This is a genomic window from Leptotrichia buccalis C-1013-b, assembly GCF_000023905.1.
Taxonomy (GTDB): Bacteria; Fusobacteriota; Fusobacteriia; order Fusobacteriales; family Leptotrichiaceae; genus Leptotrichia; species Leptotrichia buccalis.
The window spans coordinates 1,514,326-1,541,093 of record NC_013192.1 but is presented as its reverse complement, the minus strand read 5'-3'; the positions used below and the strand labels follow the sequence as shown (position 1 = coordinate 1,541,093).

Here is a 26,768-nt window from a genome sequence, read left to right as displayed (position 1 = left end):
AGTAATTTTAATAATTTTTGAAAATAAATTATTAATAAGACAAATATGAAAAGTTTGAAAGAAAGAAGGAAAATAAAAATGAAAAAAACATTAGTAGTTATGGCACATCCTGATATGAAAAATTCAAGAGCAAATAAAGCTTTTAAAAAAGAAGCTGAAAAATTATCAAATGTAGAGCTTTATAATGTTTATGAAAAATATCCCGATGGAAAAATTGACGTTGAAAAAGAATTAAAATTATTATCTGAAACAGGGACTTTAATATTGCAGTTTCCTTTATACTGGTTTAATTGTCCATCTTTACTTAAAGAATGGATAGATACAGTATTTATGGCAGCTCATTATGGGGAAAATAAAGTGCTTAAAGGTAAAAAAATAGGTATTGCAGTCACAACTGGAGGAATTGCATCAAGATATGATGGAACAAATGGATTGACAATAAAAGAGGTGTTAAAACCTTTTGTATTAAGCATAGCTCATGTTGAAGGAATTGAATTGCCGATTTATTCATTATTTGGAGTAATGCCTGATTTAAGTGATGAAAAAATTGCTGAAAGTGCAAAAAAATATGCAGAATATATAGAAAATAATTTATAAGATTAGATAAAACTCTAAATAAATAGTCATAATTAGGCATGCTGAAAACTATTAAAATGATGATTTTTTGAAAATTTTTTAAGTCAAAAATAACAATATTGTTTTATAACAATCCATAAATATACTCGAACCCATGTAAAATTGAACTATTAAAATTATGAAAACCAAGGGCTTGAGTAAAATATTCGTAGACTTTGGGTTTGGTCTTAAAGTAGTTTTACTATAAAAAACAAGATAGATTTTAAATTTTTAGATACATCCTAATTGAACTTTAAATAATTAAATTTTAGAAATTGAAGGAGAAAATTATGAATAATCACTTTTTTCAGGTATTTTATGAGCGTAAAGAGGAGTTTTTCAAGGCTGTTCTTGAGCATATTCAGATTTCATTTTATGCACTTGTAATTGCCTTGATTATCGCAATTCCGCTTGGAATTTATTTGACATATAAAAAGAAAATAGCAGAAATAATTATCGGACTAACAGCAGTAATGCAAACAGTTCCATCACTTGCCTTGCTAGGACTTCTTATTCCAATAATGGGAATTGGCAGAAAACCTGCAATTACAGCACTTGTAATTTATGCCTTGCTTCCACTTTTACGAAATACATATACGGGAATAAATGGCGTTGATCCAATGTATATGGTGGCTTCAAGGGCTATGGGCATGAATAAGATCCAACAGCTTTTTAAGGTTCAGTTGCCACTTGCGATGCCTGTAATTATGGCTGGAATCCGTACAGCGACAGTTCTTATCATTGGAACAGCGACACTTGCTTCGTTAATTGGTGCAGGTGGGCTTGGGAAATTGATTTTGCTTGGGCTTGACAGAAATAATATGGACTTGATTTTACTTGGGGCGATTCCATCGGCGTTATTAGCAGTTCTGTTTGATTTTGTATTAAAGAAACTGGAAAATAAAAACTGGAAAATAATTTTAATTTCATTCATTGCTCTATTTATGGTATTTTTTGCTGGAAATTTAGTTATGAATAAGCAAAGCAAAAGAGATAAAATTGTAATTTCGGGAAAATTGGGAACAGAGCCGGAAATATTGATAAATATGTATAAACTTCTGATTGAAGATGAAATGAATGTGGATGTGGAACTAAAATCAGGCTTTGGAACTACATCATTTAACTTTAATGCTTTAAAATCAGGAGAAGTTGATATTTATCCTGAATTTACAGGAACTGTAGTATTCACATTCCTTAACGAAACGCCAAGCAGCAATATAAAAGAGCAAGTTTATGAGCAGGCTAGAAATGGAATTTTGAAAAAATATAACATGGTTCTGTTAAAACCAATGGCATACAATAACACTTATGCAGTTGGAGTTTCGAAAAAATTTGCAAGCGAAAATAATCTTACCAAAATATCGGATTTGGCACGAGTGAAGGACAAGGCAAAAGTTGGATTTACACGGGAATTTGTTGACAGGGAAGATGGTTATAAAGGAATGAAGAAACTTTATAATTTTGAATTTCCTGATGTTAAGGAATTTGAACCAAAATTAAGGTATGTGGCTGTGCAAAGCGGAGATATAAATGTAATTGATGCTTATTCTACGGATAGTGAGCTGGAACAGTATAAAATGACGGTTCTTGAAGATGACAAGAATTTATTTCCGCCTTATCAGGGAGCTCCTTTAATGAAAAGAGAAACTTTGAAAAAATATCCGAAATTAGAGCAAATCTTGAATAAATTACACAATAAAGTCACAGATGATGAAATGCGTAAAATGAACTTTGAAGTGGGAGTTAATGGGAAAAAGGCTTATGATGTGGCAAAGGAATATTTGATTAAAAATGGAATGATAAAAAAATAATTATTAGAGTATATATAAAGAACTTGGGATATATGACATTATATCCCATTTTTTGTTGTACTTAGCTTGATAATATATTAATAAATAAAATTAAATATAAAAAAAGTATTTCTTGTTTCAAGATAGGGTTTGTAAGTCCAAATGAATATGAAAAAACTTTAGAAGTGGGATAGAATTTAGAGCAATTTATTAATCTAAGTAATTTAAGTAGTTCAGTTAATTTTAAAATAATTTAATTGATAATGAAAAAACAGTGGAATTTTTAGGTTTTACTGTTTTTTTTTAGAGTTTTAAGGATAGTTCTATTATTATCTTTATATTATAATTATTTAAAGATTGAAAATATTTGATTTTATTAGTTTAGTAAAATAATAAGATGTAAAGTTTATTCAGTTAGCATTATTATTAATACGATTTTTATTAACAAGTTAATTTGAAGGCATATTATCAGGTTTAGGTCCTCTAGGTTTATGATTTAGCATCTCAATCAATTTAACAGCTTCTTCTTTTGAAACTTTTCCGCTGTTTAATGAATTTGTTAATGACTGAATTTCTGTATCAGTTAATCTTTTTGGTGCCTCTTTATCATTTGGTCTTCCGTGAGGGCCTCTTCTTTCGAGCATTTTTGCAATTTCTGCACCTTCAGCTTTTGTAATTTTTCCATTAGTTAGTTTTTTCTTTAATTCTTCAATTTTAGCGGGATTAGGTTTTTTTATAACATTTCCATTTTCATCTACAAAATTCCCATTTGAGTCTTTTCGCAATTTATGTGGTGGTCTGCATTCATCATTAGCTGTATTATTTGCAGTAGTAGTTTTTTTATTAGCATTATTTGCTGCTGTAAGCGTAGTACCTGCAAATATTGATAACGATGTTAATAAAGCGAGTCCTAAAATTTTCTTTTTACCTATTTTTTTCATAATAATTCCTCCAATTGTTTATTTATAATTTTATTTTTTACGTCTTTCCTTATCGACAAGAATATGATATCAATAAATTTTGTCAAAATTATGTAAAATTTGTGTCTTTTTTGTGAAATTTTAAAATTTTTTAAAATTATTTCGTCAATAGAGTAAAAATTTTGTGTACGGCTTCTTTTTATAAACTTTTCAAAAAAATAAATTTTTAAGATATGGTGGGAAAAATAATTTGTATTTACCAAAAAAATTAACTTCAATATAATTGCTAAATTCTAAAATATTAAAAAAATAGCCAAAAAGAATTTTTAATTGATAATATTTTTTACTCTGTCCCTTTAATTTTTTAGATTTGTAAAAATTACGAAAAAATGGTATAATTATAAAAATTTTAAGAAGGTATTTTGAGTAAGTAATTGTAAAGTTTTTTATTAAAAATTTGATGAAAGATTTTACTATTATTTGCTCCCTTCTTAAAAAATAAATAAATTTTAGGAGGAAAAATGTTTGAAGAGAAAATTTATGGTTTTAATTTAGGAAACCAGAAAATTAAAATAAGTACAGGAAAAATCGCACGTCAAGCTGGAGGTTCAGTTGTTGTTCAATGTGGCGGGACAATGCTTTTAGTTACAGCGACTAGAAGTAAGGATGTCAGGGAGGGGCAGGATTTTTTCCCTTTAACAGTTGATTATATCGAAAAATTTTATGCATCAGGGAAATTTCCAGGTGGATTTATAAAAAGGGAAACTAAGCCAGGAACTGATGAAGTCTTGATTTCAAGATTGATTGACAGACCAATCAGACCTTTATTTCCGGAAGGATTTTTGAATGCAGTACATATTGTAGTTACGGTGCTTTCTTATGATGAAGTGAATTATCCAGAAAACCTTGCTATAATTGGAGTTTCTGCCGCTTTAGGATTATCAGATATTCCATTTGCAGGAACTGTGGCTGGAGTTACAGTTGGGTACATTAATGGAGAATACATCTTGAATCCAACAGGTGAACAATTGTTAGAAAGTGAAATTCAATTGTCAGTTGCAGGTACAAAAGATGCTGTAACAATGGTAGAGGCTGGAGCTAAGGAAGTTTCTGAGGAAGTTATGCTGGAAGCGATTATGTTTGGGCATGAAAAAATTAAGGAAATTTGTGCAGAGCAAGACAAATTCTTGGAACAGTTTGATGTACAAAAATATGAATTTGAGAAAAAGGAAGTAGATCCTGAAATCAAGGAATTTATTGACGGTTTTGAAAATGAAGTTGAAAAGGCTATAATGACACCAGGTAAACTGGAAAAATATGAAGCGATTGATAACTTAGAAATAGAACTTTTTGAAAAATATGTTCAAAAACTTGAAAATGAAGATAAAGAAATTGATGAAAATCTTGAAAAAGAATTTAAGAAATATTATAGAGATGTTGAAAAAAGACTTGTCAGAGATGCTATTTTATACAAGCAATATCGTGCTGACGGGCGTCAAACTACTGAAATCCGTCCAATTGATGTAGAAATCGACACACTTCCAGTGCCACACGGTTCTGCATTATTCACACGTGGAGAAACTCAGGCATTAGTTGTTGCAACGCTTGGAAGCAAGGAAGACGAGCAAATTATTGATGGAATGGAAGATGAAACACGTAAAAAATTCTTCCTTCACTATAATTTCCCGCCATATTCAGTTGGAGAAGCAGGATTTATGCGTGCACCAGGACGTCGTGAACTGGGACATGGGAACTTGGCTGAAAGAGCCTTAAAATACGTTATGCCAGAGCAAGACAAATTCCCATATACAGTAAGACTTGTTTCTGAAATTACAGAATCAAATGGGTCATCATCACAGGCTTCAATTTGTGGAGGCTCGCTTGCATTAATGGCTGCTGGAGTACCTATAAAATCCACAGTTGCAGGAATTGCAATGGGACTTATAAAAGAAGGAGATACATTTACGGTACTTACTGATATTCAAGGACTTGAAGATCATCTGGGAGATATGGACTTTAAAGTTGCAGGGACAAAAGATGGAATTACTGCAATTCAAATGGATATAAAAATTGAAGGAATTACAAGAGAAATAATGGAAATAGCTTTAAGACAGGCATTAGAAGGAAGATTGTTCATTATTGATAAAATGGAAGCTGTAATTAGTGAGCCAAGAGCAGAAGTTTCTGAAAATGCACCAAAAATTGAAATTCTGAAAATTAGTCCTGACAAAATTGCTGGACTTATCGGACCAGGTGGAAAAGTAATTAGAGCGATTATTGATGAAACAGGAGTTTCAATAGATATTGAAGATGACGGAACTGTTTCGATTTTTGGAAAAGAATCTGAAAATATGAAAAAAGCATTGGAACTTGTAAAAAGACAAACTCAGTCAGTTGAATTAAATACAATTTATGAAGGAAAAGTTACAAAACTGATGAAATTTGGTGCATTTGTGGAAGTATTACCTGGTAAAGAAGGGCTTTTACATATTTCTGAAATAAGTAACAAGAGAGTTGAAAAGACTGAAGATGCACTAAAAGAAGGGCAAAATGTGAGAGTTAAGGTAATTTCAATGGAAAACGAAGATAAATTTAACTTGAGCATGAAAGCATTAAAGCAATAAAGCAATAAAACTAATTATAAATTACAAAGGAGCGTGAAACGGATGAAAATGAATTTACCTAATAAATTGGCTATATTAAGAATGGTTCTAGTTATCCCGTTTGTGATTTTCCTGAGTTTAGCTCTGGAATATACAGATAAAACAGGGATTACTATGACAATGAGAGTATTTGCAGCAATTATTTTTGTAGGAGCAGCTATCACAGATTATTATGACGGAAAAATCGCAAGAAAATATAATTTGATTACAAATTTAGGAAAACTGCTAGATCCATTGGCAGATAAAATCCTTGTTATTTCGGCTTTGGTTACACTTGCAAAATTCAGTCAAATTAGCCTGTGGTTTGTAATAATCATAATATTCAGAGAATTACTGATAACGGGGCTTCGTTCAATTGTGGCGGCTGAAGGAGTTGTCATTGCAGCTGAGAGTCTTGGAAAATGGAAAACTGCAACTCAAATGATTGCACTTACGTTAATAATTTTAATACCTTTTAGTTCTACAGTAAATAACATATTATTGTTAATTCCATTAATATTAACTGTAGTTTCAGGAGTTGAATATGTGTTAAAATGTAAAAATGTTTTAAATAAATAATAAAAAATAGAAACCTTGAGATAAGAAAAATTATTTCAAGGTTAAATTTTTAGGAGGTTTTTTATAATATGTATTTAATATTAAAAATATTTGATTTATACTCTTTTCTTATTTTATTAAATATTTTAGGTTCATGGATTGATCCTTATAATCAAATATCAATTTTTCAATGGATACGAAAATTTACAGATCCATATTTAAAAATGTTTAAAATAGTAATCCCAATTGGAAATATGAATTTGGATATTTCAGCGATTATTGGATTAATCGTGTTGGATTTAGTAAAATCCCTGCTAGTTAGAGCAGTTTCAATTGGAGGATTTTGATAAAACTAAGAGTAAAAAAAAATATAATATTATTTTTTCTAAGATAATAGTAGTAAAATAAGTAACATCTATTTAAATATAAATTTAAGAAATATAAAGTTTATAGAAAAGGAGATTTTAGATATGAAATTGAGAAAATTTATAACTCTATCATTTTTAACAGCAGCACTTACAGCAAGTGCAGCGGCTACAAAAGAAACTAATATTTTACAAAATAAACAGATTATTCAAAATACAAATGTATCAAGTGATATGTATAGTGCACAAGATGCCTTTGCAGCAGTTTATGATAAGGCAAAAGATTCTGTTGTAAATATAAGAACAAAGAAAACGATTGTAGTTGAAACTTATAATCCACTTGAGGCATTTTTATTCGGAACGTCTGGAAGAAGACAGCAAAGACGTGAATCAGGAAGTTTAGGTTCAGGATTTATAATTTCAAGTGACGGATATATGATGACAAATAATCACGTTATTGACGGAGCAGATGAAATTTATGTAAAATTATCTGACGGACATGAATATTTGGCAAAATTAGTTGGAACATCTCCAGAAGTAGATATTGCAATTTTAAAAGTAAATGCAAATAGAACATTTAAACCATTAAAATTTGCTGACTCAGATAATATAAAAATTGGACACTGGGCAATTGCATTTGGAAATCCATTAGGACTTAACAGTTCGATGACAGTAGGAGTAATTGGAGCTTCTGGAAGAAGTTCATTAGGAATTGAACAGGTAGAAAACTTTATTCAAACAGATGCCTCTATTAACCAGGGAAATAGTGGAGGACCACTTCTTAATATAAATGGAGATGTTATCGGGGTAAATACGGCGATCTATTCTACAAATGGTGGAAGTGTTGGACTAAGTTTTGCAATTCCTTCAAATTTGGCTGAAAATGTAAAAGATTCAATAGTTAAAATAGGAAAATATGAACGTCCATATATTGGAATTTCTGTACTTGACTTAACGGAAGAAATTAAAAAGGAAAGAAGAATTTCACATTCAACAGGAATTTTAGTGCAACAGGTTTATCCAAATTCGCCAGCAGCAAAATACGGACTTAAGGCAAATGACATAATTTTAGAAATTAACGGAAAACGTGTAACATCAGCAGGGGCATTTATTGGAGAGCTTGCAGCTAAGAAAATTGGTGAAACAGTCAATCTAAAAGTATCATCAAATGGAAAAGAAAAAAATATTTCTATGAAATTAGAAGCTTTTAATTATTCACAACAGCAAACAAGACAGCAAAGAAGATAAAAAATAATTTAAATCAAAAGCTATAAAAAAATGGCTTTCTCAAAAATCTTGAGATAGCCTTTTTTCTTTTTATTTATTTTCTAAAAAGAGAGCTTAACTTCTTATAAAACAGAAGTTATAACAAATCTATATTTTAATGGGGAATAGTATTAAGATATATAGAACTACACAAGATTCATAAAAAATCTTTAAATTTTATAGCCTAATTCTGTTATCATATTTTTATCTTTTTCTATTGTTGTTCCTGTAGTTGTTAAGAAATTTCCTGTAAGTGCGGAATTGATTCCACATTTTAAACCAGTTTTTACATATTTTCCTAATTTAATTCTTCCTCCAGCATATCTTAAATGAGTTTTGGGCATAATAAAACGATAAATAGATATAGTCTTTAAGATTTCTAATGGTTCTAATGCTTCATTATTTTCAAATGGAGTCCCAGGAATCGGAGTTAAAATATTTATCGGAACAGAATTGACTTTCAATTCTTTTAAATCAAATGCCATATCAATTCTATCTTCAATAGTTTCTCCTAAACCAAATATTCCTCCGCTGCAAACATTTAGTCCAATTGCTTTTGCATTTTTTATCGTATTAATTCTATCATCATAAGTGTGAGATGTACAGACATTAGGATAAAATCTTCTCGATGTTTCTAAATTATGATGATACATTGAAATACCTGCATTAGCCAATTTTTGTAATGCTTCTTTTGTACAAATGCCGTGAGAAGCACAAAGACTTAATTTATCAGTGTGTTCTCGTATAAATTCATAAATTTCAACCAAGTCATTTAATTCTTTTTCATTTCCATTAAATCCTCTACCGCTTGTCACAAGTGAAAATCTATGAGCACCTTCATTTTCATTTCTTTTAGCTTCACAAAGTGCCGTTTCTTTTGGAATAAGACCATAGACATTTACTGCTGTTTTAAAATGAATTGATTGTGCACAGTATTTGCAATTTTCAGAGCATTTCCCAGATTTTGCGTTAATAATAGTGCATAAATCAAAATTCTCTCCACAAAATTTTTCTCTAATTTGATTTGCTGCTTCAAAAAGTATATTTAAAGTTTCCATATCGTTATTAGGAATTTTTGATAAAAAGATTGCTTCTTTACGAGTTATCTCATATTTTTCATTTATAATTTTATTTTTCAAATTTGATATAAACTTAACTAGTTCAGTTTGATTATTATTTTTTAACATCTCTTTTTTTCCTTTCCTTGTACTCAAAAAATTGTATTAATCGAAGATATAATAATATAAATAAAAAATCTCCTAAAATTTTTATAAAGGAGATTTTTCGTTCAACAAATAAAATAACTTAATTTTTATTTGTTTTTATAAATTTCCATAATCTTGGAAATAAAAGAGCTGCAGCAACTACTTTTAACATATCTCCAGGAAGAAAAGGAAGCACACCAATCATAAATATATTTTTACTAGGCACAAATAATATCAATACTAATGCACCTAATACCAAAATAACGGCACTGGCAAGTAATAATGAAAGAAATGTCTTCACATAAGATTTTGCAATACCTTTATCAGATAAGAATCCTAAAATTAATGCAGCAGCAATATATCCTAAAATATATCCTCCTGTTGGCGAAAACAAGGAACCTGCTTTAAATCCAGCGAAAATAGGAGCTCCGAAACTACCTGCCGCAATATAGGAAAGTACAGTTGCTGTTCCTAATTTTCTACCATATAACAATGCTATTAACATTACTCCAAATGATCCTAGTGAAATAGGTACAGGAGTGAAATAAAGCGGTATTATAAGCTGAGACATTATTGATAAAAGTATAACTCCACTCAATACAAAAAAAATACTTTTTAAAAATTCTTTTTCTTTTGTTTTAATTTTTATAACATTATTTAAAATATTTTGTTTCATAAAAATACCTCCACTATTTTTAATTTTATAGTATTATAACACCTGTTATATAAAAAGTCAATAAAATTTTATGATAGATGTTTAAACATTGTGAAGCATTGATAAACTAAGATTTAATTGTTATTTTTGTGCAACAAATTTATCCAGATTCGTCAGCAGCAAAATACGGACTTAAGGCAAACGTGTAACATTAGCAGGAGCATTTATTGGAGAGTTTGCAGCTAAGAAAATTAGTGAAACAGTTAATCTGAAAGTATCATTAAATTAAATAGAAAAGAAAAAAATATTTCTATGAAATTAGAAGCTTTTAATTATTCACAACAGCAAACAAGAACACAGTAAAGAAGATAAAACAACAATCAGAAGTTATAGAAAAATAGGCTTTCCTAAAAGTTTTTTGAGATAGCCTATTTTCTTATTTATTCATTCATTTTTATAATCAATTTTTTTAAACTGTATTTTTACATCAATTCCATCTTTCCTATTTTCTATATAAATTTTTCCATCGTTTAGTAAAATTATGTCTTTGATAATTGGAAGTCCAAGCCCCAAGCCTTTTTTAGCATTTTTACCTTGAAAATTACGATTAAACAGATTTTTCTTTTCTTCTTCAGGAATCCCTTCTCCATAATTTCTTACAATAATTTCGACTACTTCATCTTCTCTTGCAATTAATTCAATATTTCCTATGGAGTATTTAATACAGTTGTCAATTAATCCACGCAAAGCTTCTGAAATTAGATTTTTATCAACAAAAATATTTACCTCATTATTTACTTTTATTATCATTTCATTTTTAATATTTAGAAGTTCATAATCTTTTTTTATTTTCTTGAAAAGCTGTTTTACATCAGTAATTTCTTTTTTCACAGTTATTTTTTCAAGATTTGAATTTAAAAATAGTGTATTGATTATTCTTTCGATATTTTTTACTTCAAGATTTAGATTTTCGATAGCTTCATTCAATAAATCTTTATCATCTTTTCCCCATTTTAGTATATCTAAATAACCTTTCATTATAGCAAGAGGTGTTTTTAATTCATGTGATACATTAGAAGTAAATGCTTTTTGACTTTTTATAATTTCCTTTTTTTTATTAAAAGTTTCATTTAAAACATCAATTAATTCTCCGATTTCATCATCTCGTGTCTTTGTTAACTGTAAATCAATATTATGTTTACTCATTTCATTACTTTGAGAAATTATATTTGAAAGCGGAGTCAAGACATGTTCTGCTACAATTTTGGAAATTATAATAATCGAGATTGTTATTAAAACAAACATTGCAAGCATAACGTACAAGAGTTCATGCGCTTCCATAAATTCAAAATTTCGTATGACATAATATTTTGATTTGTATCCATTATAAATTTTTTTATAGATAAATCTGTCCCATTTTGTTTTAAGTTTATTTGATTCAAATTTTTTTAGCTTAAAGCTTTTTTCATCATCTGTTAAATAAATGAATTTTCCATTTCTTAAAACTGCAAGGGAAATATATTCTTTATCAGCATAATCATATTTTTCATAAGTTTCTTTTAATTTATTGTCTGGAACCTTATCTAATTTTTCAATAACAACAGGAATTAATTTATCCATTTCCTTAGTTTCTGTTTCAACGGCTGTATGAATCAAAAAGATTGTCATTGATAAAATAATGATAAATGAGATAAAAATAAGGCTTACTGTATTTGCAATAATTATTTTGTCTTTTATTTTTTTCATATTTTTAAAATGTAACCAATTCCTCTCACTGTTTTAATTTTTTCCTTTCCTAGTTTTTGCCTTATTTTTTTTATTGTGCTGTCAAGAAGATTGTCACTTGCTTCCCATCCCCATATTTTTTCAATAATTTTATCTCTTAAAACAATTTCTTCCTTATTTTCAATTAACAGTTTTACAAGTTCAAATTCTGTTTTTGTCAATAAAATAGGGACATTTTCTAAATAAAGGGAATAATTTTGCAGATTTAATGTTAAAGTTTTGTAGGTGATTTGAGAAATTTTTTCTTTTCTAATATTTATATTAATCCTTGCTTCTAATTCCAAAAAATCAAAAGGTTTTGTAACATAGTCACTTGCCCCAGATTTTAACAAATCAACTTTTTCTTCTACATTGTTTTTGGCAGAAACAACAATTATAGGAACTTTTGATATTTTTCTAACATTTTTACAAACTTCATTTCCCTCCATTGAAGGAAGTCCTAAATCCAAAAGCATTAAGTCATAAAAATCTCTTTTTTTGTGAATTTCATTTAATGCATCGATTCCATTTTCGATTATTGTTATTTCATGATTTTTTCGCTCTAGCTGTAATTTTAAAATTCGTGAAATTTTTTTTTCATCTTCAACAATTAGTATTTTTCCCATTTTTTCCCTTTCTAAAATTTATTCAGGTTAAATTCATTTTTAAATTTAATTTTTATGCTATTATTATGTCATCAACGATATTATATCTTAATTTTAAGAAAATAAAAAGATATAATTTTAAATTTAATTTTTATAAACTAAAAACAAAAAAGGAAAAGGTGATACCATTGCAACTAACGAATAATATTTTTTTTATTGACAGATTCTTTTTTAAACATTTATCGTTTTTTTCAGAGTCTAGCATTTTTTATGGTTCAGAAAATATTGAAAAATTCTTTCGTTTTATTACTAAATTTGAAGAAGGACACTTTGAATTATTAGTGGTTGCTGTATTAGTTTCTTTTATTTTATTTGATAAAAAGAAATTTTATACTTTAAAAAAGTATATTGCAGGTATATTTTTTAGTTTACTTTCTACTCAAATTGTCGTACACTTATGTAAACTATTGTTTGGAAGAGCAAGACCTTCAATAACTGCAAATCCAGAAAAATTTTATGGAATTTTAGATTTAATAAAAAATAACTCACTTTTTGAATCTGACTATGCTTCTTTTCCTTCAGGGCACACGATTACTATTTGGGGAACAATTTGGATTTTAAGTTTTTTCATAAAAAACAGAGTTATCAAAATGTTACTATTTATTTTAGGATTTTTAGTAGGGGTTAGTCGAGTTTATTTGATACATCATTGGACTACTGATGTTATCGCAAGTGTTGTTCTTTCTTATTTTATCGCAAAATTTGTGTACAATAGAATGCACGAAATTCATTATGTAAAAGAACCTATTTATAGTAAAAAAAATAGAAAAACAGGAAAAGTAAAACAAGACAGAGAAAAACTTGAGGCGGTTAATTAATCAGCAATAGCAAAGAAAAAGAAGGCAGTAAAAAAAGAATAATTAATTGAAATTTATAGAAAAAGGCTATTTATTGAGATAGTCTTTTTTGTTTATTATAATAATGGTTTTTGAAGTAACTTGTTTGATAATCAAATAAAAAAAATTTAGATGAAAATAATAATTTTGAATGTTTAAAAAAGCTAACTTTATTAGGTTTTCTTCAATGATTTACAATATATATTAAATCATATAAAAAATATATGCTATATATCGTTGACACATTTAATGATTTAGTATTATAATAATAATATGATTGAAAAGTTAAGTTAGGAGGATAGCAAAATGGCTACGAATAAAAATTCAAGTAAAATGAGTTTAACTTATAAAATTTTAGCTAAAAATCTTTTAAAGGGTGAGCTAAAGGCTGGAAATGAAATTGCGGTAAGAGTAAATCAGACGCTTACACAGGATTCTACAGGAACTATGGCTTATTTGCAATTAAATGCGATGAATGTTGATAAAGTTGCAACTGAGGTTTCGGTGGCATATGTTGACCACAATATGCTGCAGTCAAGTTTTGAAAATGCGGATGACCACGAATTTATTAAAACATCGGCTGCTAAACATAATATTATTTTTTCAAAACCAGGAAATGGAATTTGTCATAGACTGCATTTGGAAAGATTTGGAAAACCAGGGAAAATATTAATTGGTTCTGACAGTCATACTCCCACTGGTGGAGGGCTTGGAATGCTGGCAATAGGAGCTGGAGGGCTTGATGTTGCGATTGGTATGGCACGTGGGCTTTATTACTTGAAAGTTCCAAAAGTTTATAATATCGAATTAAGAGGGAAATTACAGCCTTGGGTATCGGCTAAGGATGTTATTCTTTATGTTTTGAAGGAATTGACTGTAAAAGGTGGAGTTGGATATGTAATGGAGTATACTGGAGAAGGGATTAAATCATTGTCAGTTGAAGACAGGGCAACAATAACAAATATGGGAGCGGAGCTAGGGGCAACAACGTCAATTTTCCCAAGCGATGAATACACAAAGACTTTTTTAGAAAAACAGTCACGTGGAGAAGATTTTGTCGAACTGTTGCCAGATGAAGATGCTTTTTATGATGACAAGCTAATTGTCAATCTGGATGAATTAGTACCGCTTGCAGCATTTCCACATAGTCCTGACAATGTACATGAGATTCCTGAAGAAAAATTAAAAGTTGACCAAATTGCGATTGGTTCTTGTACAAACTCATCTTATTCGGATTTTATGAAACTTGCGGCGATTTTAGACGGAAAAAGAGTACATCCTGATGTAAGTCTTGTTTTATCGCCAGGTTCAAGCAATATTATGAAAATGATTTCAGAAAACAATGCTTTGGCAAAATTTATTGCCGCTGGAGCAAGATTACTAGAAGCTGCGTGCGGACCTTGTATTGGAATGGGGCAGGCACCAAAAACTAATGGAATTTCACTTAGAACATTTAACAGGAACTTTAAGGGACGATGTGGAACAATGAGTGCGGGAGTTTATCTTGTGAGTACAGAAACAGCGGCAGCATCAGCACTTACAGGATATTTGACAGACCCTAGAGAATTAGGGGAAGAAATTATTATAAAAGAGCCTGAAAAATTTGAAACATCAGACAATTACTTTATTTTTCCAAATGCTGATGAAAATGAAGCAAAAAAAGAAAGAGAAGCAGTAGAAATTATAATGGGACCAAATATCCAGCCATTTCCAATTGGAGAAGAGCTAAAAGATACTTTTACTAAAAAAGTGATTTTAAAAACAAAAGACAACATTACAACAGATGACATTTGTCCATCAAATGCGGCACTATTACCGTTCCGTTCCAATATTCCAAAATTATCTGAACATTGCTTTGAAACAATTATTCCAGATTTTAAGGAAAGAGCTGAAAAAAATAATGGAGGAATCGTTGTCGGAGGGGAAAATTATGGACAAGGTTCGAGCCGTGAACATGCTGCATTATTGCCACTTTATCTTGGAATAAAGGCAGTTATTGCAAAATCCTTTGCGAGAATCCATAAAGCAAACTTAATAAATAGCGGAATTATCCCATTAGAATTTGAAAATGTGGAAGACTACAATAAAATTGATGAGTACGATGAATTACAATTATCGGACATAAAAAATTCACTAAAAAATGGAACATTTATAATAAAAAATATTACAAAAAATATTGAATTTCCTGCAAAATTTAATGGTTCTGAAAGAGAATTAAAAATACTGAAATTTGGAGGATACTTAAAATTTGCTACAAGTGATGAATTTTTAAGTTAATATTTAGAAACTAAATTTAAAAGTTATATTGTTTGATAATTTAATATTTTTTTATTTATGACAGGGGGTCAAGACCCCTTGTTTAATAGTATTCATTTCATTATAATTCTAAATTTACATAGTTATCAAACAAATCTGATATATTTTTAGAAAGAATTTTATATAAAAATTAAAAATTGAAAAAAGAAAAGAGTGATTTATTATGAAGAAAGTTACATTAATACCTGGAGATGGGATTGGATATGAAATATCTGAAAGTTTAGTTGAAATTTTTAAAGCTGCAAAAGTTCCAGTTGAATTTGAAACTGAAAATGCAGGGACAGATGTTTATGAAAAAACTGGGGAGTTAATTCCTGAAAGCCTTTATGAAAGCGTTGAAAAAAATAAAATTGCTATAAAGGGACCAATTACTACGCCAATTGGAAAAGGTTTTAGAAGCATAAATGTGTATCTTAGAAAAAAATATGATTTGTATACAAACTTTAGACCGTCAAGAAATTTACCAGGAATTGAAACACGTTATAAAAATATTGAATTGGCAATTTTTCGTGAAAATACAGAAGGAATTTACATTGGAGAAGAAAAATTTGAAGATGAGGAAAAAACAAGTGCAATCGCTATAAAAAGAATTACTAGAAAAGGAAGCGAAAGAATTATAAAAAGTGCATTTGAATATGCAAAAAATAATAAAATTTCCAAAGTTACAGTTGTTCATAAAGCAAATATTTTAAAATATACTGACGGAATGTTTTTAGAAATTGCAAGGGAAGTTGCAAAAAATTACGAAGGAATTGATTTAGAAGAACTTATTATTGACAATATGTGCATGCAGCTTGTTACAAATCCAGAAAGATTTAAAGTGATTGTTACGATGAATTTATACGGAGATATTTTATCGGACCTTGTAGCAGGACTTGTAGGTGGGCTTGGAGTTGCTCCTGGAGCTAATATTGGAGATGATATTGCGATTTTTGAAGCTGTACATGGTTCAGCACCTGACATTGCAGGGCAAAATAAAGCAAATCCACTTGCATTATTGCTTTCATCTTTGGAAATGCTAAAATATCTTAACTTGAATGATTTTGCTCAAAAAATAGAAAATGCAATTTTAAAAACTTTGGAAAGTGACTGTAAAACTGGAGATTTAGGTGGAAATGCTACAACGACTGAATTTACAAAAAAAATTATTGAAAATTTAGGATAGGAGGGCGTTATGAAAAGTGATTTTATAAATGAACTCGGCATTTTATTTAACCAGAATAATTCTATTTCTGATGATGATTATAACAAGTTAAACGTGAAAAGGGGGCTTAGGAATAAAAATGGAACAGGTGTTTTAGTTGGGCTTACTAAAATCGGTTCGGTTCAAGGGTATACGGTGGATAAAAAAGGAAAAAAAATTCCAGAGGAAGGAAAACTCTATTATCGAGGAATAGCAATTGATAAACTTATAAAACAATTTGGAAAAGAAAAATCTTTTTCCTTTGAAAAAACAATGTTTTTACTACTTTTTGGAAAAGTACCATCGAATTTTGAATTAAAGATGTTTATAAGTACATTAAAAGAGTATCGTCACCTGCCTGATGAATTTATAGAAGATTTTATTTTACGAAAACCTAGTGCAGATATTATGAATCAGCTTCAAAGGGCAGTCTTGTGTCTTTATACTTTGGATTCAAACCCAGATGACGTTGATTTATCAAATCTTATTGACCAGTCATTAAATTTAATTGCAAAATTTCCAAGTTTACTTGTTTATTGTTATCAAGCCTGTAACTACAAGCATTTTAATGAAAGTTTGATAATTCACAATCCAGTGGAGGAATACAGCATTGCGGAAAATATTCTTCATATGCTGAGAATTGACAATAAATTTACACCACTGGAAGCTGAAATACTGGATTTAATTTTAGTTATTCATGCAGAACACGGTGGAGGAAATAATTCAACTTTTACATCACACGTAGTTTCTTCCACGAGGACGGATACTTATTCATCAATTTCCGCTTCAATTGGTTCATTAAAAGGGCCTATGCATGGCGGAGCAAATTCAATGGTTACGCAAATGATAGAAGATATGAAAAAAAACACGAATCCTTATGATGAAGCCAAACTAAAGGAATATTTAAAAGGAATATTTGAAAAACAATTATTTGACAAAAAAGGAAGAATCTATGGAATGGGGCATGCAGTTTATACAGTATCAGATCCACGTGCTGTAATTTTAAAGAAAAGAGCCCGTGAACTTGCACGCGAAAAAGATGCACTTGAAGAATTTGAGTTATTTTCAAATGTTGAAAAATTTACGAAGGAAATAGGGAAGGAACTGAAAGGCAAAGATTTTGAAATTTGTGCAAATGTTGACTTGTATTCAGGATTTGTCTATAAACTTTTGAATATACCGCCAAATATATTTACACCGCTTTTTGCATTGTCAAGAATAGCTAGCTGGAATGCACATAGGATGGAGCAGATTCTTGTGGATAAAAAATTAATAAGACCTGCCTATAAGGCAATTGATGAAGATGGAAATGTATTTTTATAATTTTAAAATATACTTGAAGTCGTTTTAAATTAAATTGATAAAAATTAAAAAAGCTATAGTTTATATGAAACCTAATTAATAAGACGGAATGGAATAAATCAAAAAACTTAAAAATTTCAGGAAATACCATACTAACACATATATTGCCATATACATCAAAAATAAACCCCATTGAACAAATTTGGAAACAAATAAGACAAATGGGGTTTGGCAATAAAATATTCAAGACATTAAATGCTGTAGTTAATAAGCTATGCGATACTATTGCTTTTAACTGTTCATTTCTTTTATTAAATTTTAAATTTCTCTAGCAAGCAAACAACCTCCAAATGCGGCGTAACCGGGAACATATCCACCACCGAACACCTAACTAGTCTATACCCAAACTCCCCAAATTTTATCAAATCCGTCATCAAAGTTTTTGGATTACAAGACACATAAATTATATTTTTAGTATTGTATTTTACCAGCTTTGTGATAGTTTTTTCACCTACTCCAGCACGTGGCGGATCCAAAATTAAAATATCTGGCTTGATTCCATCATTATCAAACTCATCCAATTTTGCAAAAACATCTCCTGCGATAAAATGTGCATTCTGAATATTATTTAATTTTGCATTCTCATTAGCCTTTTCTACCGCTTCTGGCACTAATTCGATTCCATAAACCTGCTTTGCCTTTTTTGAAACAATTTGTCCGATTGTACCAGTTCCACTGAATAAGTCAAAAACTGTTGCTTCATCAATTTTTATATTTTCAATTTCTTCAAGGTATGTTAAGACTTTTCCATATAATTTTTCAACTGTCTGGGAATTTGTCTGAAAAAAACTGTATGGGCTGATTTTAAATTTTAATCCAAAAATTTCCTCTGTTAAATCACGTTCTCCATACAAAATCGTTTCACTTTCAGAAATAACCATATCCGAAAAATTATCGTTAAATGTGTGTAAAATTCCAGTAATTTTAAAATTATCATCTAAATTTAAGGCTAATAATCCTTCCTTAAACTCCTTTTGAAATTTTTCCTTTTCCATTTCACTAATTTGTGTCGTTGTTACAATATTTACCAAAATCTGTTTTGTAAATTCTGCCTTTCTAATTACAAGATTTCTAAAAAAACCTATATGATCTAGCCTATGATAAAAATCAAAACCTGTCTTTTTACAAAATTCATTACAAAAAACATAAATTTTATTAAAATTATCATCCATTAATTTCAGTCCATCAACTTCTACAATGTCATGAAAGCTGTTCTGTTTATGAAGTCCTAAAATTATAGGCCCTCCTTTTGCAGCATTTCCAAAGCTAAATTCCATTTTATTTCTATATTTATCAGGCTTTACACTTCTGACAGGTTCTTCAAAAATATAATCATACTTAATAATCCTATCTAATTCTTTTTTTATATGCTCTGTCTTTATTTCAAGTTGCTCGTCATATGTATAATACTGGTAGTTACAGCCTCCATTTTGTCTTTCAATATCATCATATATCACATTTTGCCTTCCAGCAAAGTCAATAATTTTACAATGTATCAGCTCAAACTTTTTCCGCCTTTTTACAAAAATTCCTTCAACAACTTGATTTTCTGCAGCATTAATATTCACATAAATTTTATTTTCATCAAAAAAGCCATAGGCTCTGCCCTTAGTATCGAGATTTACAATTTTTAACTGTATCAAGTCTCCTTTTTTCAAACTTTTCTTTTCCGTTTTTTCCATTAATTTCTCCAATTTTCTAAATTATCATTTTTACTTCTCTTTTATATACTTTTCCAACCTATTTATAGCCTCTTCCAATACTGGAATATCATGCACAATTGAAAATCTTACATACCCCTCCACTTGAAATGTAATTCCAGGTACAATCGCAAGCTCGTTTTTTTCCAATAAATCAAGAACAAAATCAAATGATTTCATATTTTTAAACTTCTCAATATTCTTGTAAGTTGCAAAAACATAAAACGCCCCTTTAGGTTTTAAACATTTAAAACCTAATTTTTCTATCCCATTTACAAAATATTCCACTCTTTTTTTATAAATTTCAGAAATTTTCGCTGTATCAGAACATTTGTCAAGGGCTGCAATTGCTCCATATTGTGACAATGTTGATGCACTTGTTACATTATACTGGCTAACTTTCTTCACTTGATTCTGTAATTTTTCATCGGCAATAATATACCCAAGTCTATAGCCTGTCATTGAATGTGATTTTGAAAATCCATTAATTATAATGAGCTGTTCCTTCAATTCATCAGAAAATTTTGCAAAGGAAGTAAATTTTTCAAAAGTAATTGCCGCATAAATTTCATCACTTATCAAGTAAATATTTTTATCTTTCAAAAATTCCACAATTTTAACCATTTCCTCTTCTGCAAGCGTAATTCCAGAAGGATTATTCGGATATGTCAAAATTATTAATTTAGTTTTATCAGTAATATTTTTTTCTAAAATTTCTTTTGTCAACACAAAATTATTTTCTTCCAAATCAACAAATTTAGTTTTCGCCTCAGAAATCGTAATCAATGGCTCATATCCCACATACGCAGGTGTTGGAATAATCACTTCATCATCTTTTGCTAAAATAGTTTTCAAAACCGAAGCAAGCCCTTCTGTAGAACCAACCGTTACCAAAACATTTTGAGCATTATAATTTCCCAAAAACTGCTCATTATAATACTTGGCAATTTTTTCCCTTAATTCTGGCATCCCTCCCACAGGAGAATATTTTATTCTGCTATTTAAGGCATGATACGCCACAGCCTCTTTAATTTCCTGCGGAACATCAATATCAGGCTCCCCAATTGTCATATTTATCACATTTTTATAATTTACTAATCTTTCATGAATTTTTCTAATATCGGAAATCTCAATTCCTTCAATAATTGGATTTATATACATTTTAAAACCTTCCTTATCTGTAAGTTATTATCAGTAATTATACCATATTTTTTAGTTGTAGTATACTTGAATTTCTTTGGAATTGAACTGATGGGAAATACATAAAGTTTTGGAATTGAGCAGGATAATTATGATTTTTTTTGTTTAGTTTTAAAATAATTTTAGTGTAATTAGATAACAATATATACGGAACAGCAGACGGTTGGGATTTAATTATGCGGAAAGAATCGAAAGAGACTTAGTGAGATTTTATGTATTTGTTGAACTTTTTATTATTTTTTCTACATTTGAAGTTTATATTAAATATGGTATAATTAAAATATAAGAGTTTTTGAGTAGGAAAGTAAATGAATTAGTGTAGGAAAAGAAGGGATTTTAAATGGAGAGAAACAGTATTTATGATATAAAATCAGTTGAAGATTTAAAAAAAGTGTTTAAAACATTTAAAGAAGCTAAAGAAAATGTGGCACAAATTTTAAATATAGAGAAAGCAACTGCACGTTCTTGGCAAAATTTGTACGAAAAATATATTTTACCAAAGACACAGGAAGATATGTATTTTAAAGATGAAGTGTCTAAAAATATCTTTTATCTTGTAGAATTAAATGGAAAATTACAGATGGACTTTTTGGGAGTGTCTTACGAGTTTTATACCGATGAAAAAAAGGCTAATAAATGGTATAAACAAATGGTAAAAAAAATACACCCTGATATTTGCAGGCATCCTAAAGCTACAGAGGCGATGCAGTCATTAGAAAATTTATACAAAGGGATGATTAGAAAATGAAATATGAAATTAGTAAAACATTGATTAAAATCAATGATTTGGAGTATATTATAAGACAGATTAATTCTGGAGACTTAAGTAAAACATGGGTTAATTCCATTGAAAATGCTTGGATTAAAGGAGCTTTTCTTGATGAAAAAGGAATAGTTTGGATTAAATATAGATATTTACATATTTTAGCACGTATAAAAAAAGAATTGGTGAACTATTATCTTGCTTTAATAGGTTTACCTGTTTCTGAATATATATCTGGAACTGATTTTATCAATCTTCTCTCTATTGTTTTTGATGCTACGCCAACATTTAGAAAAAGGGATTACATAAGATATTCTGAAAAGTTATATTATTTGATTAAAGATTCTGACAAAGCTGAAGTATTGAGAGCGAGATATTATGAAAGTATTGCAGAAGAAAGAAAAAAATTGAAAAAACGAAGAATAAAAGAACACAGTATAACTGTCGATGAATTAACAAGAGCTCCATTAAACTTAAAAACTGCAGAATTTTCACATATCCGAAGTGCAGCCATATATCCAGATTTACAGCTTGAAGTAGATAACGGTCTTATTATAAATAAAGAAACACACAAGATTATTACTCAGAATAATATTCAAAATGAAGAAGATTTAGTTAGATTGTGCGTACAAAAAAGATGGGAAACTCGATGGTATGTGTATTATAAAAAAATAATAGGAAAAGAGTAAAAATGATAAGAAATCTTTTAGCTAGGAGAAATCCTAGTTTTTTTTGAAATTATAAATGTCTAGTATGTGTTTTAGTTATAGTGCATTTCCTAATTGGTATTGTACTTTAGAAAAAAATTTTGATAAAATAAATTCAAGAAGATTGAAAGTATAATTGTAATTAAAAAACTGATATATAAAAATTAGGAGGGAATATTATGAAATACGTAACTTTAAACAATGGAGTAAAAATGCCAATATTAGGATTTGGAGTATTTCAGATTGATGATGCGAAGGAATGTGAGGAAGCGGTTTACAATGCGTTAAAAGCAGGGTATAGATTAATTGATACAGCTGCGTCATACGGGAATGAAGAAGCTGTGGGAAGAGCTATAAAAAGAAGCGGTATACCGAGAGAAGAAATTTTTGTTACAACAAAATTATGGGTAAGCGATGCGAATTATGAAAAAACAAAATTGGCATTTGAAACATCTTTAAAAAAATTGGATTTGGAATATATTGATTTATATCTGATACATCAGCCATTTAATGATGTATATGGAGCTTGGAGAGCGATGACGGAGCTGTATAAGGAAGGGAAAATAAAAGCAATTGGTGTAAGTAACTTCTATCCTGACAGACTTGTTGATTTTATTATGAATAATGAAGTAGTGCCAGCTGTAAATCAGGTGGAAACACATCCTTTCAATCAGCAGGTTAAAGCAAATGAAATAATGAAGGAATATGGGGTTCAAATAGAATCATGGGGACCTTTTGCAGAAGGGAAAAATGGAATATTTACAAATGAAATTTTATCTGAAATTGGTAAGAAATACAATAAATCTGTAGCACAGGTAGTTTTAAGATGGCTAATTCAAAGAAATATAGTTGCAATACCTAAATCAACAAGAAAAGACAGAATTGAAGAAAATTTTAATGTATTTGACTTTGAATTGAACAGTGAGGATATGGGAAAAATATCTGAACTTGATAAAAAGGAAAGTTTATTTTTAAACCATGATGATGTAGAAATAGTAAAATGGCTTAATGGAAGAAAATTATAATAAGAATTTTGAAATCAAAAATTTAGTTTTCTTGATTTGCAGAAAAAATGGCTATAGGATAAATTAATGAAAATAGAAATATATAAAAATATGAGGGAAAGGACCCCTCATGTTTTTTAAGAATTTTTACTAAAACTATCAAAAAGTTTCTCAATTTCATTTTTTATATTTTTCTTACAGACACAGTAGAAAGTCATTTTTGCTTCCTTGTCAGCAATTGGAATTGAAATATTATTTTTGAAATTGTCTTCACGTTCAAGTGTGAAATTTGAACGGAAATGAAGTAAATTTTGCATTTCAGCTAATTCCTGATAAATAATCCTGTCGTTTTGGATAAGAAAGTTCATATTAGGCATTTTTTCTAAAACTACATCCTTCCATATTCCGATTGGATTGAATAAGAGCATTCTGTCATCTGTAATATCTGAAAAATGTATTTCCTTCTTTTTAGCCAGTGGATGCTGCAAAGGAACTGATAAAAATAATTGTTCAGTTTTGTATTTTATGCAGAAAAATTCAGAATTATCAATAGGTTCAGAAAGAATAATCATCTGATAACTGCCATTTTTAAGTTTTTCAAATAACTGAAGATTATTTTCTATTTTATGAAGAATATATTTTTCAGGATAAAATCTTCCAAATAATGAAATCATATCCCACAATGGAGCTGGAGCACATGAACCAATTGAAAAATTATTTAGAACCTGATTATTTTTATTAACTTTTTCTTCCATTTCATCTACAAGATTCAATATTTTTTCTGCGTACTGGATAACAGTTTTTCCATTTTCATTTAATTCCATCTTATTTTTTTTCCTGTCAAAAAGTTCAACCTCTAAAGTTTTTTCTAGCTTTTGTATCGAACGGGAAAGTGCAGGCTGTGAAATATACAACTCTTCAGCAGCTTTTGATAATGTTCCATATGTTGCAAACGCAATAAGCTGTTTAAGTTGTTCCAATTCTATCATATAAATCACCTCATATAATTTTTATTTCTAGTATGCATTTTAATTATAGCACATTTTCTAAACGGTATTGTACTTTTATCTTAAATTTTAGTATTATAACTATATATAAAGATAAGGAAATAAAAATAAGAAAATGAAGGAGATTATATATGAAAAAAAATTTAATATTATTAATGGCAATAGGGATATTATCAGCAACTGCAAGTTTTGGATTTCAGAAGCCTGTAACAATTAAAGAACAGGGAAGTTTTATGGCAGGAGGAACAGTTGTAACATCACCGGGAGAATATAAAGATTCGGAGCCTACGAATTTTGATGGGGAAACATTACATGGAGATCATGCCTATGTATTTTATCAAAAGCCAGTAAAAGCAAAAAAGAATAGTATTGTATTTTTACATGGGTATGGACAGTCAGGAAAAAGTTGGGAAAGTACACCTGATGGCAGAGATGGATTTCAAAATATATTTTTGGAAAAAGGATACAGTACATATATTGTTGACCAGCCTAGACGTGGTAGAGCTGGACAGTCAACAGTTCCAAGAAATTTAACAGCAAGACCTGATGACCAGCTTTGGTATAATAATTTTCGTATAGGACAATGGCCAAATATATATGACAATGTTTCAGTCCCTAGAGATAAGGAATCGCGAGAACAGTTTTTTAGACAAATGACTCCTGATACTGGAGATTTTGACCAAAAAGTTATAAGTGATGCGATGGTAAAAGTTTTTGAAAAATCAGGAAATGGAGTTTTGGTAACTCATTCTGCTGGTGGAGGACCTGGTTGGGACACTGCCATAGCTTCTGACAAAGTAAAAGGAGTAATTGCATTAGAACCTGGAACTTTCCCATTTCCAAAAGGAAAATTACCAGAAGTTGAAAAAACAACAAGTCCATTTCCAGCTAGTGGCTATGAAGTATCTGAGACTGAATTTAAAAAATTAACTAAAATTCCGATAGTGGTTTATTTTGGTGATAATATTCCAACTGAATTAACTGATAATTGGGGCTTAGATAATTGGAGAATAAGAGTAAATTTAGCTAAAAAATGGGAAAAAATGATGAATGAAGCAGGTGGAGATGTAAAAGTTGTAATGCTACCTGATATAGGAATAAAAGGAAGTACACACTTTATGATGGCAGATTTAAATAATAGAGAAGTAGCAAATGCTATGGAAAAATGGATGAAAGAAAAAGGATTAGCAAAATAAAAATAGCAGAGTGATAAAAGCACATGAAAATCTTGATAAAGTTCATGTGGAATAAAAAAATGCTAAAATAAATAATTTTGATTCTTAAAATAAAATTTGGAAGGAAAAGAATGAAAAAAATAAAAAAATATATCTTAACTTTTATAATTTTTTTACTGGGAGGAAATTTAATTATGGCAAATTGAGTAAATAATCTAAATATTGCTAAAAAAGAAAATTTAAAATATATTAAGGCAGATCCAAAATATTTTTCAGGAGAAGCAGAGTTTGCAATCTTACCACAAATTGATATATCTAAGGATAGTGTTGCAATAGTAGATTTTGAAGTTGGAGCAGTTAACAATTGGCATTCACATTCAAAAGGGCAATATTTATATATAACTGAGGGAGAAGGTAGAGTTCAAGAATGGGGTAAGGAAATTCAATATGTAAAGAAAGGTGATGTTGTATGGATACCAGCAGATGTAAAACATTGGCATGGAGCTGGGGAAACAACTTCAATGTCCCACTTAGTAATAACACCTGATGTTAAAAATAATACAACTACTTGGTTTGAAAAAGTTGAATTAAATGAAAAACCAATAGAAGAAAGATTGAAAATTTCTATTGAGAAACATAAACAAAATACTTCTTTGACAGAAAAACAACTAGCTATTGTTTCAATAGCAGCTAATACAGCAAAAGGAGATTTAGATAAATTAAAAATAGCTTTAAATAATGGATTAGATAAAGGTTTAACTGTTAATGAAATAAGAGAAATTCTAAATCATCAATATGCTTATGTAGGTTTTCCAAGAGCATTAAATGGAATGATTACATTAAATCAAGTGTTAGAAGAAAGAAAAGTTAATGGTAAAAAAGATATTGAAGGGAAAGTTCCTACAAATAAGGGGGATATAAATTACTATGAATATGGAACAGAAACTTTAAGTATTTTATCTTAAAGAGATAGCAGTGGATTATTACAAAATTTTGATGGAGTTGACTATGCTTTAAAGGCACATTTATTTGGTTATTTATTTAGTAGAGATAATTTAAACTATGTAAAT

General features: G+C 29.2%; 23 protein-coding genes. 15 read left to right on the top strand and 8 right to left on the bottom strand.

Annotated elements, in window-relative coordinates; translation table 11 throughout:
• Positions 1–78 precede the first annotated feature (78 nt).
• Positions 79–597 (top strand): NAD(P)H-dependent oxidoreductase, encoded by a 519-nt coding sequence (locus LEBU_RS07195; protein WP_015769675.1) that lies wholly within the window; start codon positions 79–81, stop codon positions 595–597.
• A gap of 308 nt (positions 598–905) precedes the next feature.
• Positions 906–2,426 carry an ABC transporter permease/substrate-binding protein gene (locus tag LEBU_RS07190; RefSeq protein WP_015769674.1) on the top strand — a complete coding sequence of 507 codons (1,521 nt, stop codon included), beginning with the start codon at positions 906–908 and terminating at the stop codon, positions 2,424–2,426.
• Positions 2,427–2,854: 428 nt separating this feature from the next.
• On the opposite strand, the gene LEBU_RS07185 is transcribed toward LEBU_RS07190, so the two are convergent.
• Positions 2,855–3,346 carry a hypothetical protein gene (locus LEBU_RS07185; RefSeq protein WP_015769673.1) on the bottom strand — a complete coding sequence of 164 codons (492 nt, stop codon included), beginning with the start codon at positions 3,344–3,346 and terminating at the stop codon, positions 2,855–2,857.
• Between the two features lie 500 nt (positions 3,347–3,846).
• On the opposite strand from LEBU_RS07185, the gene pnp reads away from it, so the two are divergent.
• The 4 genes from pnp (at position 3,847) to LEBU_RS07160 (ending at position 8,138) form a co-directional block, all read left to right on the top strand.
• Entirely contained in the window at positions 3,847–5,949 is a 2,103-nt protein-coding gene (gene pnp, locus LEBU_RS07175) for a polyribonucleotide nucleotidyltransferase (protein WP_015769672.1), read from the top strand.
• A gap of 48 nt (positions 5,950–5,997) precedes the next feature.
• On the top strand, positions 5,998–6,546 hold the full coding sequence (gene pgsA, locus LEBU_RS07170) for a CDP-diacylglycerol--glycerol-3-phosphate 3-phosphatidyltransferase (protein ID WP_041760955.1): 549 nt from the start codon (positions 5,998–6,000) through the stop codon (positions 6,544–6,546).
• Between the two features lie 68 nt (positions 6,547–6,614).
• Positions 6,615–6,872: a YggT family protein gene (locus tag LEBU_RS07165; RefSeq protein ID WP_015769670.1), complete on the top strand. Its 258-nt coding sequence runs from the start codon at positions 6,615–6,617 to the stop codon at positions 6,870–6,872.
• 123 nt (positions 6,873–6,995) lie between these two features.
• The gene (locus LEBU_RS07160) at positions 6,996–8,138 is read left to right on the top strand and encodes a S1C family serine protease (protein ID WP_015769669.1); all 1,143 of its coding nucleotides are present in this window, start codon (positions 6,996–6,998) and stop codon (positions 8,136–8,138) included.
• Positions 8,139–8,326: 188 nt separating this feature from the next.
• Here the strand turns inward: LEBU_RS07160 and bioB are convergent, their stop codons facing one another.
• The 4 genes from bioB to LEBU_RS07140 form a co-directional block, all read right to left on the bottom strand.
• A complete protein-coding gene (gene bioB / locus LEBU_RS07155; RefSeq protein ID WP_015769668.1) occupies positions 8,327–9,343 on the bottom strand; it encodes a biotin synthase BioB in 1,017 nt (338 codons plus the stop codon).
• A gap of 118 nt (positions 9,344–9,461) precedes the next feature.
• On the bottom strand, positions 9,462–10,037 hold the full coding sequence (locus LEBU_RS07150) for a biotin transporter BioY (protein WP_015769667.1): 576 nt from the start codon (positions 10,035–10,037) through the stop codon (positions 9,462–9,464).
• A 423-nt stretch (positions 10,038–10,460) separates the two neighbouring features.
• Complete coding sequence (locus LEBU_RS07145) at positions 10,461–11,762, bottom strand: HAMP domain-containing sensor histidine kinase (protein WP_015769666.1); 1,302 nt, start codon at positions 11,760–11,762, stop codon at positions 10,461–10,463.
• Positions 11,759–12,406, bottom strand: coding sequence for a response regulator transcription factor (locus LEBU_RS07140; protein ID WP_015769665.1), 648 nt, complete (start codon positions 12,404–12,406; stop codon positions 11,759–11,761). The genes LEBU_RS07145 and LEBU_RS07140 overlap by 4 nt, the downstream gene beginning before the upstream one ends.
• A 158-nt stretch (positions 12,407–12,564) precedes the next feature.
• Here LEBU_RS07140 and LEBU_RS07135 point away from each other — a divergent pair, with 158 nt between their 5' ends.
• The 4 genes from LEBU_RS07135 (at position 12,565) to LEBU_RS07120 (ending at position 18,103) form a co-directional block, all read left to right on the top strand.
• On the top strand, positions 12,565–13,263 hold the full coding sequence (locus LEBU_RS07135; protein WP_238974476.1) for a phosphatase PAP2 family protein: 699 nt from the start codon (positions 12,565–12,567) through the stop codon (positions 13,261–13,263).
• A gap of 324 nt (positions 13,264–13,587) precedes the next feature.
• Positions 13,588–15,558 (top strand): aconitate hydratase, encoded by a 1,971-nt coding sequence (locus LEBU_RS07130; protein ID WP_015769663.1) that lies wholly within the window; start codon positions 13,588–13,590, stop codon positions 15,556–15,558.
• Between the two features lie 202 nt (positions 15,559–15,760).
• Positions 15,761–16,762 (top strand): isocitrate/isopropylmalate dehydrogenase family protein, encoded by a 1,002-nt coding sequence (locus tag LEBU_RS07125; protein ID WP_015769662.1) that lies wholly within the window; start codon positions 15,761–15,763, stop codon positions 16,760–16,762.
• A 9-nt stretch (positions 16,763–16,771) separates the two neighbouring features.
• Positions 16,772–18,103 carry a citrate/2-methylcitrate synthase gene (locus LEBU_RS07120; RefSeq protein ID WP_015769661.1) on the top strand — a complete coding sequence of 444 codons (1,332 nt, stop codon included), beginning with the start codon at positions 16,772–16,774 and terminating at the stop codon, positions 18,101–18,103.
• A 290-nt stretch (positions 18,104–18,393) separates the two neighbouring features.
• Here LEBU_RS07120 and rlmD read toward each other — a convergent pair whose 3' ends face one another.
• Both rlmD and LEBU_RS07105 read right to left on the bottom strand, forming a co-directional pair.
• Positions 18,394–19,824 (bottom strand): 23S rRNA (uracil(1939)-C(5))-methyltransferase RlmD, encoded by a 1,431-nt coding sequence (rlmD, locus tag LEBU_RS07110; protein WP_015769660.1) that lies wholly within the window; start codon positions 19,822–19,824, stop codon positions 18,394–18,396.
• A 30-nt stretch (positions 19,825–19,854) separates the two neighbouring features.
• Entirely contained in the window at positions 19,855–21,003 is a 1,149-nt protein-coding gene (locus tag LEBU_RS07105) for a pyridoxal phosphate-dependent aminotransferase (protein ID WP_015769659.1), read from the bottom strand.
• 379 nt (positions 21,004–21,382) lie between these two features.
• Between LEBU_RS07105 and LEBU_RS12295 the strand changes: the two genes are divergently transcribed.
• The 3 genes from LEBU_RS12295 (at position 21,383) to LEBU_RS07090 (ending at position 23,537) form a co-directional block, all read left to right on the top strand.
• A complete protein-coding gene (locus LEBU_RS12295; RefSeq protein ID WP_015769658.1) occupies positions 21,383–21,790 on the top strand; it encodes a hypothetical protein in 408 nt (135 codons plus the stop codon).
• The gene (locus tag LEBU_RS07095) at positions 21,787–22,494 is read left to right on the top strand and encodes a hypothetical protein (RefSeq protein ID WP_015769657.1); all 708 of its coding nucleotides are present in this window, start codon (positions 21,787–21,789) and stop codon (positions 22,492–22,494) included. Before LEBU_RS12295 ends, LEBU_RS07095 begins: the two co-directional genes overlap by 4 nt.
• A 197-nt stretch (positions 22,495–22,691) precedes the next feature.
• Positions 22,692–23,537 (top strand): aldo/keto reductase, encoded by an 846-nt coding sequence (locus LEBU_RS07090; protein WP_015769656.1) that lies wholly within the window; start codon positions 22,692–22,694, stop codon positions 23,535–23,537.
• A 116-nt stretch (positions 23,538–23,653) separates the two neighbouring features.
• Here the strand turns inward: LEBU_RS07090 and LEBU_RS07085 are convergent, their stop codons facing one another.
• On the bottom strand, positions 23,654–24,505 hold the full coding sequence (locus LEBU_RS07085; protein ID WP_015769655.1) for a LysR family transcriptional regulator: 852 nt from the start codon (positions 24,503–24,505) through the stop codon (positions 23,654–23,656).
• A 149-nt stretch (positions 24,506–24,654) separates the two neighbouring features.
• On the opposite strand from LEBU_RS07085, the gene LEBU_RS07080 reads away from it, so the two are divergent.
• A complete protein-coding gene (locus LEBU_RS07080) occupies positions 24,655–25,719 on the top strand; it encodes an alpha/beta hydrolase (RefSeq protein WP_015769654.1) in 1,065 nt (354 codons plus the stop codon).
• 200 nt (positions 25,720–25,919) lie between these two features.
• Positions 25,920–26,663: a cupin domain-containing protein gene (locus tag LEBU_RS12290; protein WP_083767531.1), complete on the top strand. Its 744-nt coding sequence runs from the start codon at positions 25,920–25,922 to the stop codon at positions 26,661–26,663.
• Positions 26,664–26,768 lie beyond the last annotated feature (105 nt).

Bases quoted from the DNA above. Each gene is read 5' to 3' on its own strand.
- LEBU_RS07195 (WP_015769675.1), top strand. From the start codon at position 79: ATGAAAAAAACATTAGTAGTTATGGCACATCCTGATATGAAAAATTCA.
- LEBU_RS07190 (WP_015769674.1), top strand. From the start codon at position 906: ATGAATAATCACTTTTTTCAGGTATTTTATGAGCGTAAAGAGGAGTTT.
- LEBU_RS07185 (WP_015769673.1), bottom strand. From the start codon at position 3,346: ATGAAAAAAATAGGTAAAAAGAAAATTTTAGGACTCGCTTTATTAACA.
- pnp (WP_015769672.1), top strand. From the start codon at position 3,847: ATGTTTGAAGAGAAAATTTATGGTTTTAATTTAGGAAACCAGAAAATT.
- pgsA (WP_041760955.1), top strand. From the start codon at position 5,998: ATGAATTTACCTAATAAATTGGCTATATTAAGAATGGTTCTAGTTATC.
- LEBU_RS07165 (WP_015769670.1), top strand. From the start codon at position 6,615: ATGTATTTAATATTAAAAATATTTGATTTATACTCTTTTCTTATTTTA.
- LEBU_RS07160 (WP_015769669.1), top strand. From the start codon at position 6,996: ATGAAATTGAGAAAATTTATAACTCTATCATTTTTAACAGCAGCACTT.
- bioB (WP_015769668.1), bottom strand. From the start codon at position 9,343: ATGTTAAAAAATAATAATCAAACTGAACTAGTTAAGTTTATATCAAAT.
- LEBU_RS07150 (WP_015769667.1), bottom strand. From the start codon at position 10,037: ATGAAACAAAATATTTTAAATAATGTTATAAAAATTAAAACAAAAGAA.
- LEBU_RS07145 (WP_015769666.1), bottom strand. From the start codon at position 11,762: ATGAAAAAAATAAAAGACAAAATAATTATTGCAAATACAGTAAGCCTT.
- LEBU_RS07140 (WP_015769665.1), bottom strand. From the start codon at position 12,406: ATGGGAAAAATACTAATTGTTGAAGATGAAAAAAAAATTTCACGAATT.
- LEBU_RS07130 (WP_015769663.1), top strand. From the start codon at position 13,588: ATGGCTACGAATAAAAATTCAAGTAAAATGAGTTTAACTTATAAAATT.
- LEBU_RS07125 (WP_015769662.1), top strand. From the start codon at position 15,761: ATGAAGAAAGTTACATTAATACCTGGAGATGGGATTGGATATGAAATA.
- LEBU_RS07120 (WP_015769661.1), top strand. From the start codon at position 16,772: ATGAAAAGTGATTTTATAAATGAACTCGGCATTTTATTTAACCAGAAT.
- rlmD (WP_015769660.1), bottom strand. From the start codon at position 19,824: ATGGAAAAAACGGAAAAGAAAAGTTTGAAAAAAGGAGACTTGATACAG.
- LEBU_RS07105 (WP_015769659.1), bottom strand. From the start codon at position 21,003: ATGTATATAAATCCAATTATTGAAGGAATTGAGATTTCCGATATTAGA.
- LEBU_RS12295 (WP_015769658.1), top strand. From the start codon at position 21,383: ATGGAGAGAAACAGTATTTATGATATAAAATCAGTTGAAGATTTAAAA.
- LEBU_RS07095 (WP_015769657.1), top strand. From the start codon at position 21,787: ATGAAATATGAAATTAGTAAAACATTGATTAAAATCAATGATTTGGAG.
- LEBU_RS07090 (WP_015769656.1), top strand. From the start codon at position 22,692: ATGAAATACGTAACTTTAAACAATGGAGTAAAAATGCCAATATTAGGA.
- LEBU_RS07085 (WP_015769655.1), bottom strand. From the start codon at position 24,505: ATGATAGAATTGGAACAACTTAAACAGCTTATTGCGTTTGCAACATAT.
- LEBU_RS07080 (WP_015769654.1), top strand. From the start codon at position 24,655: ATGAAAAAAAATTTAATATTATTAATGGCAATAGGGATATTATCAGCA.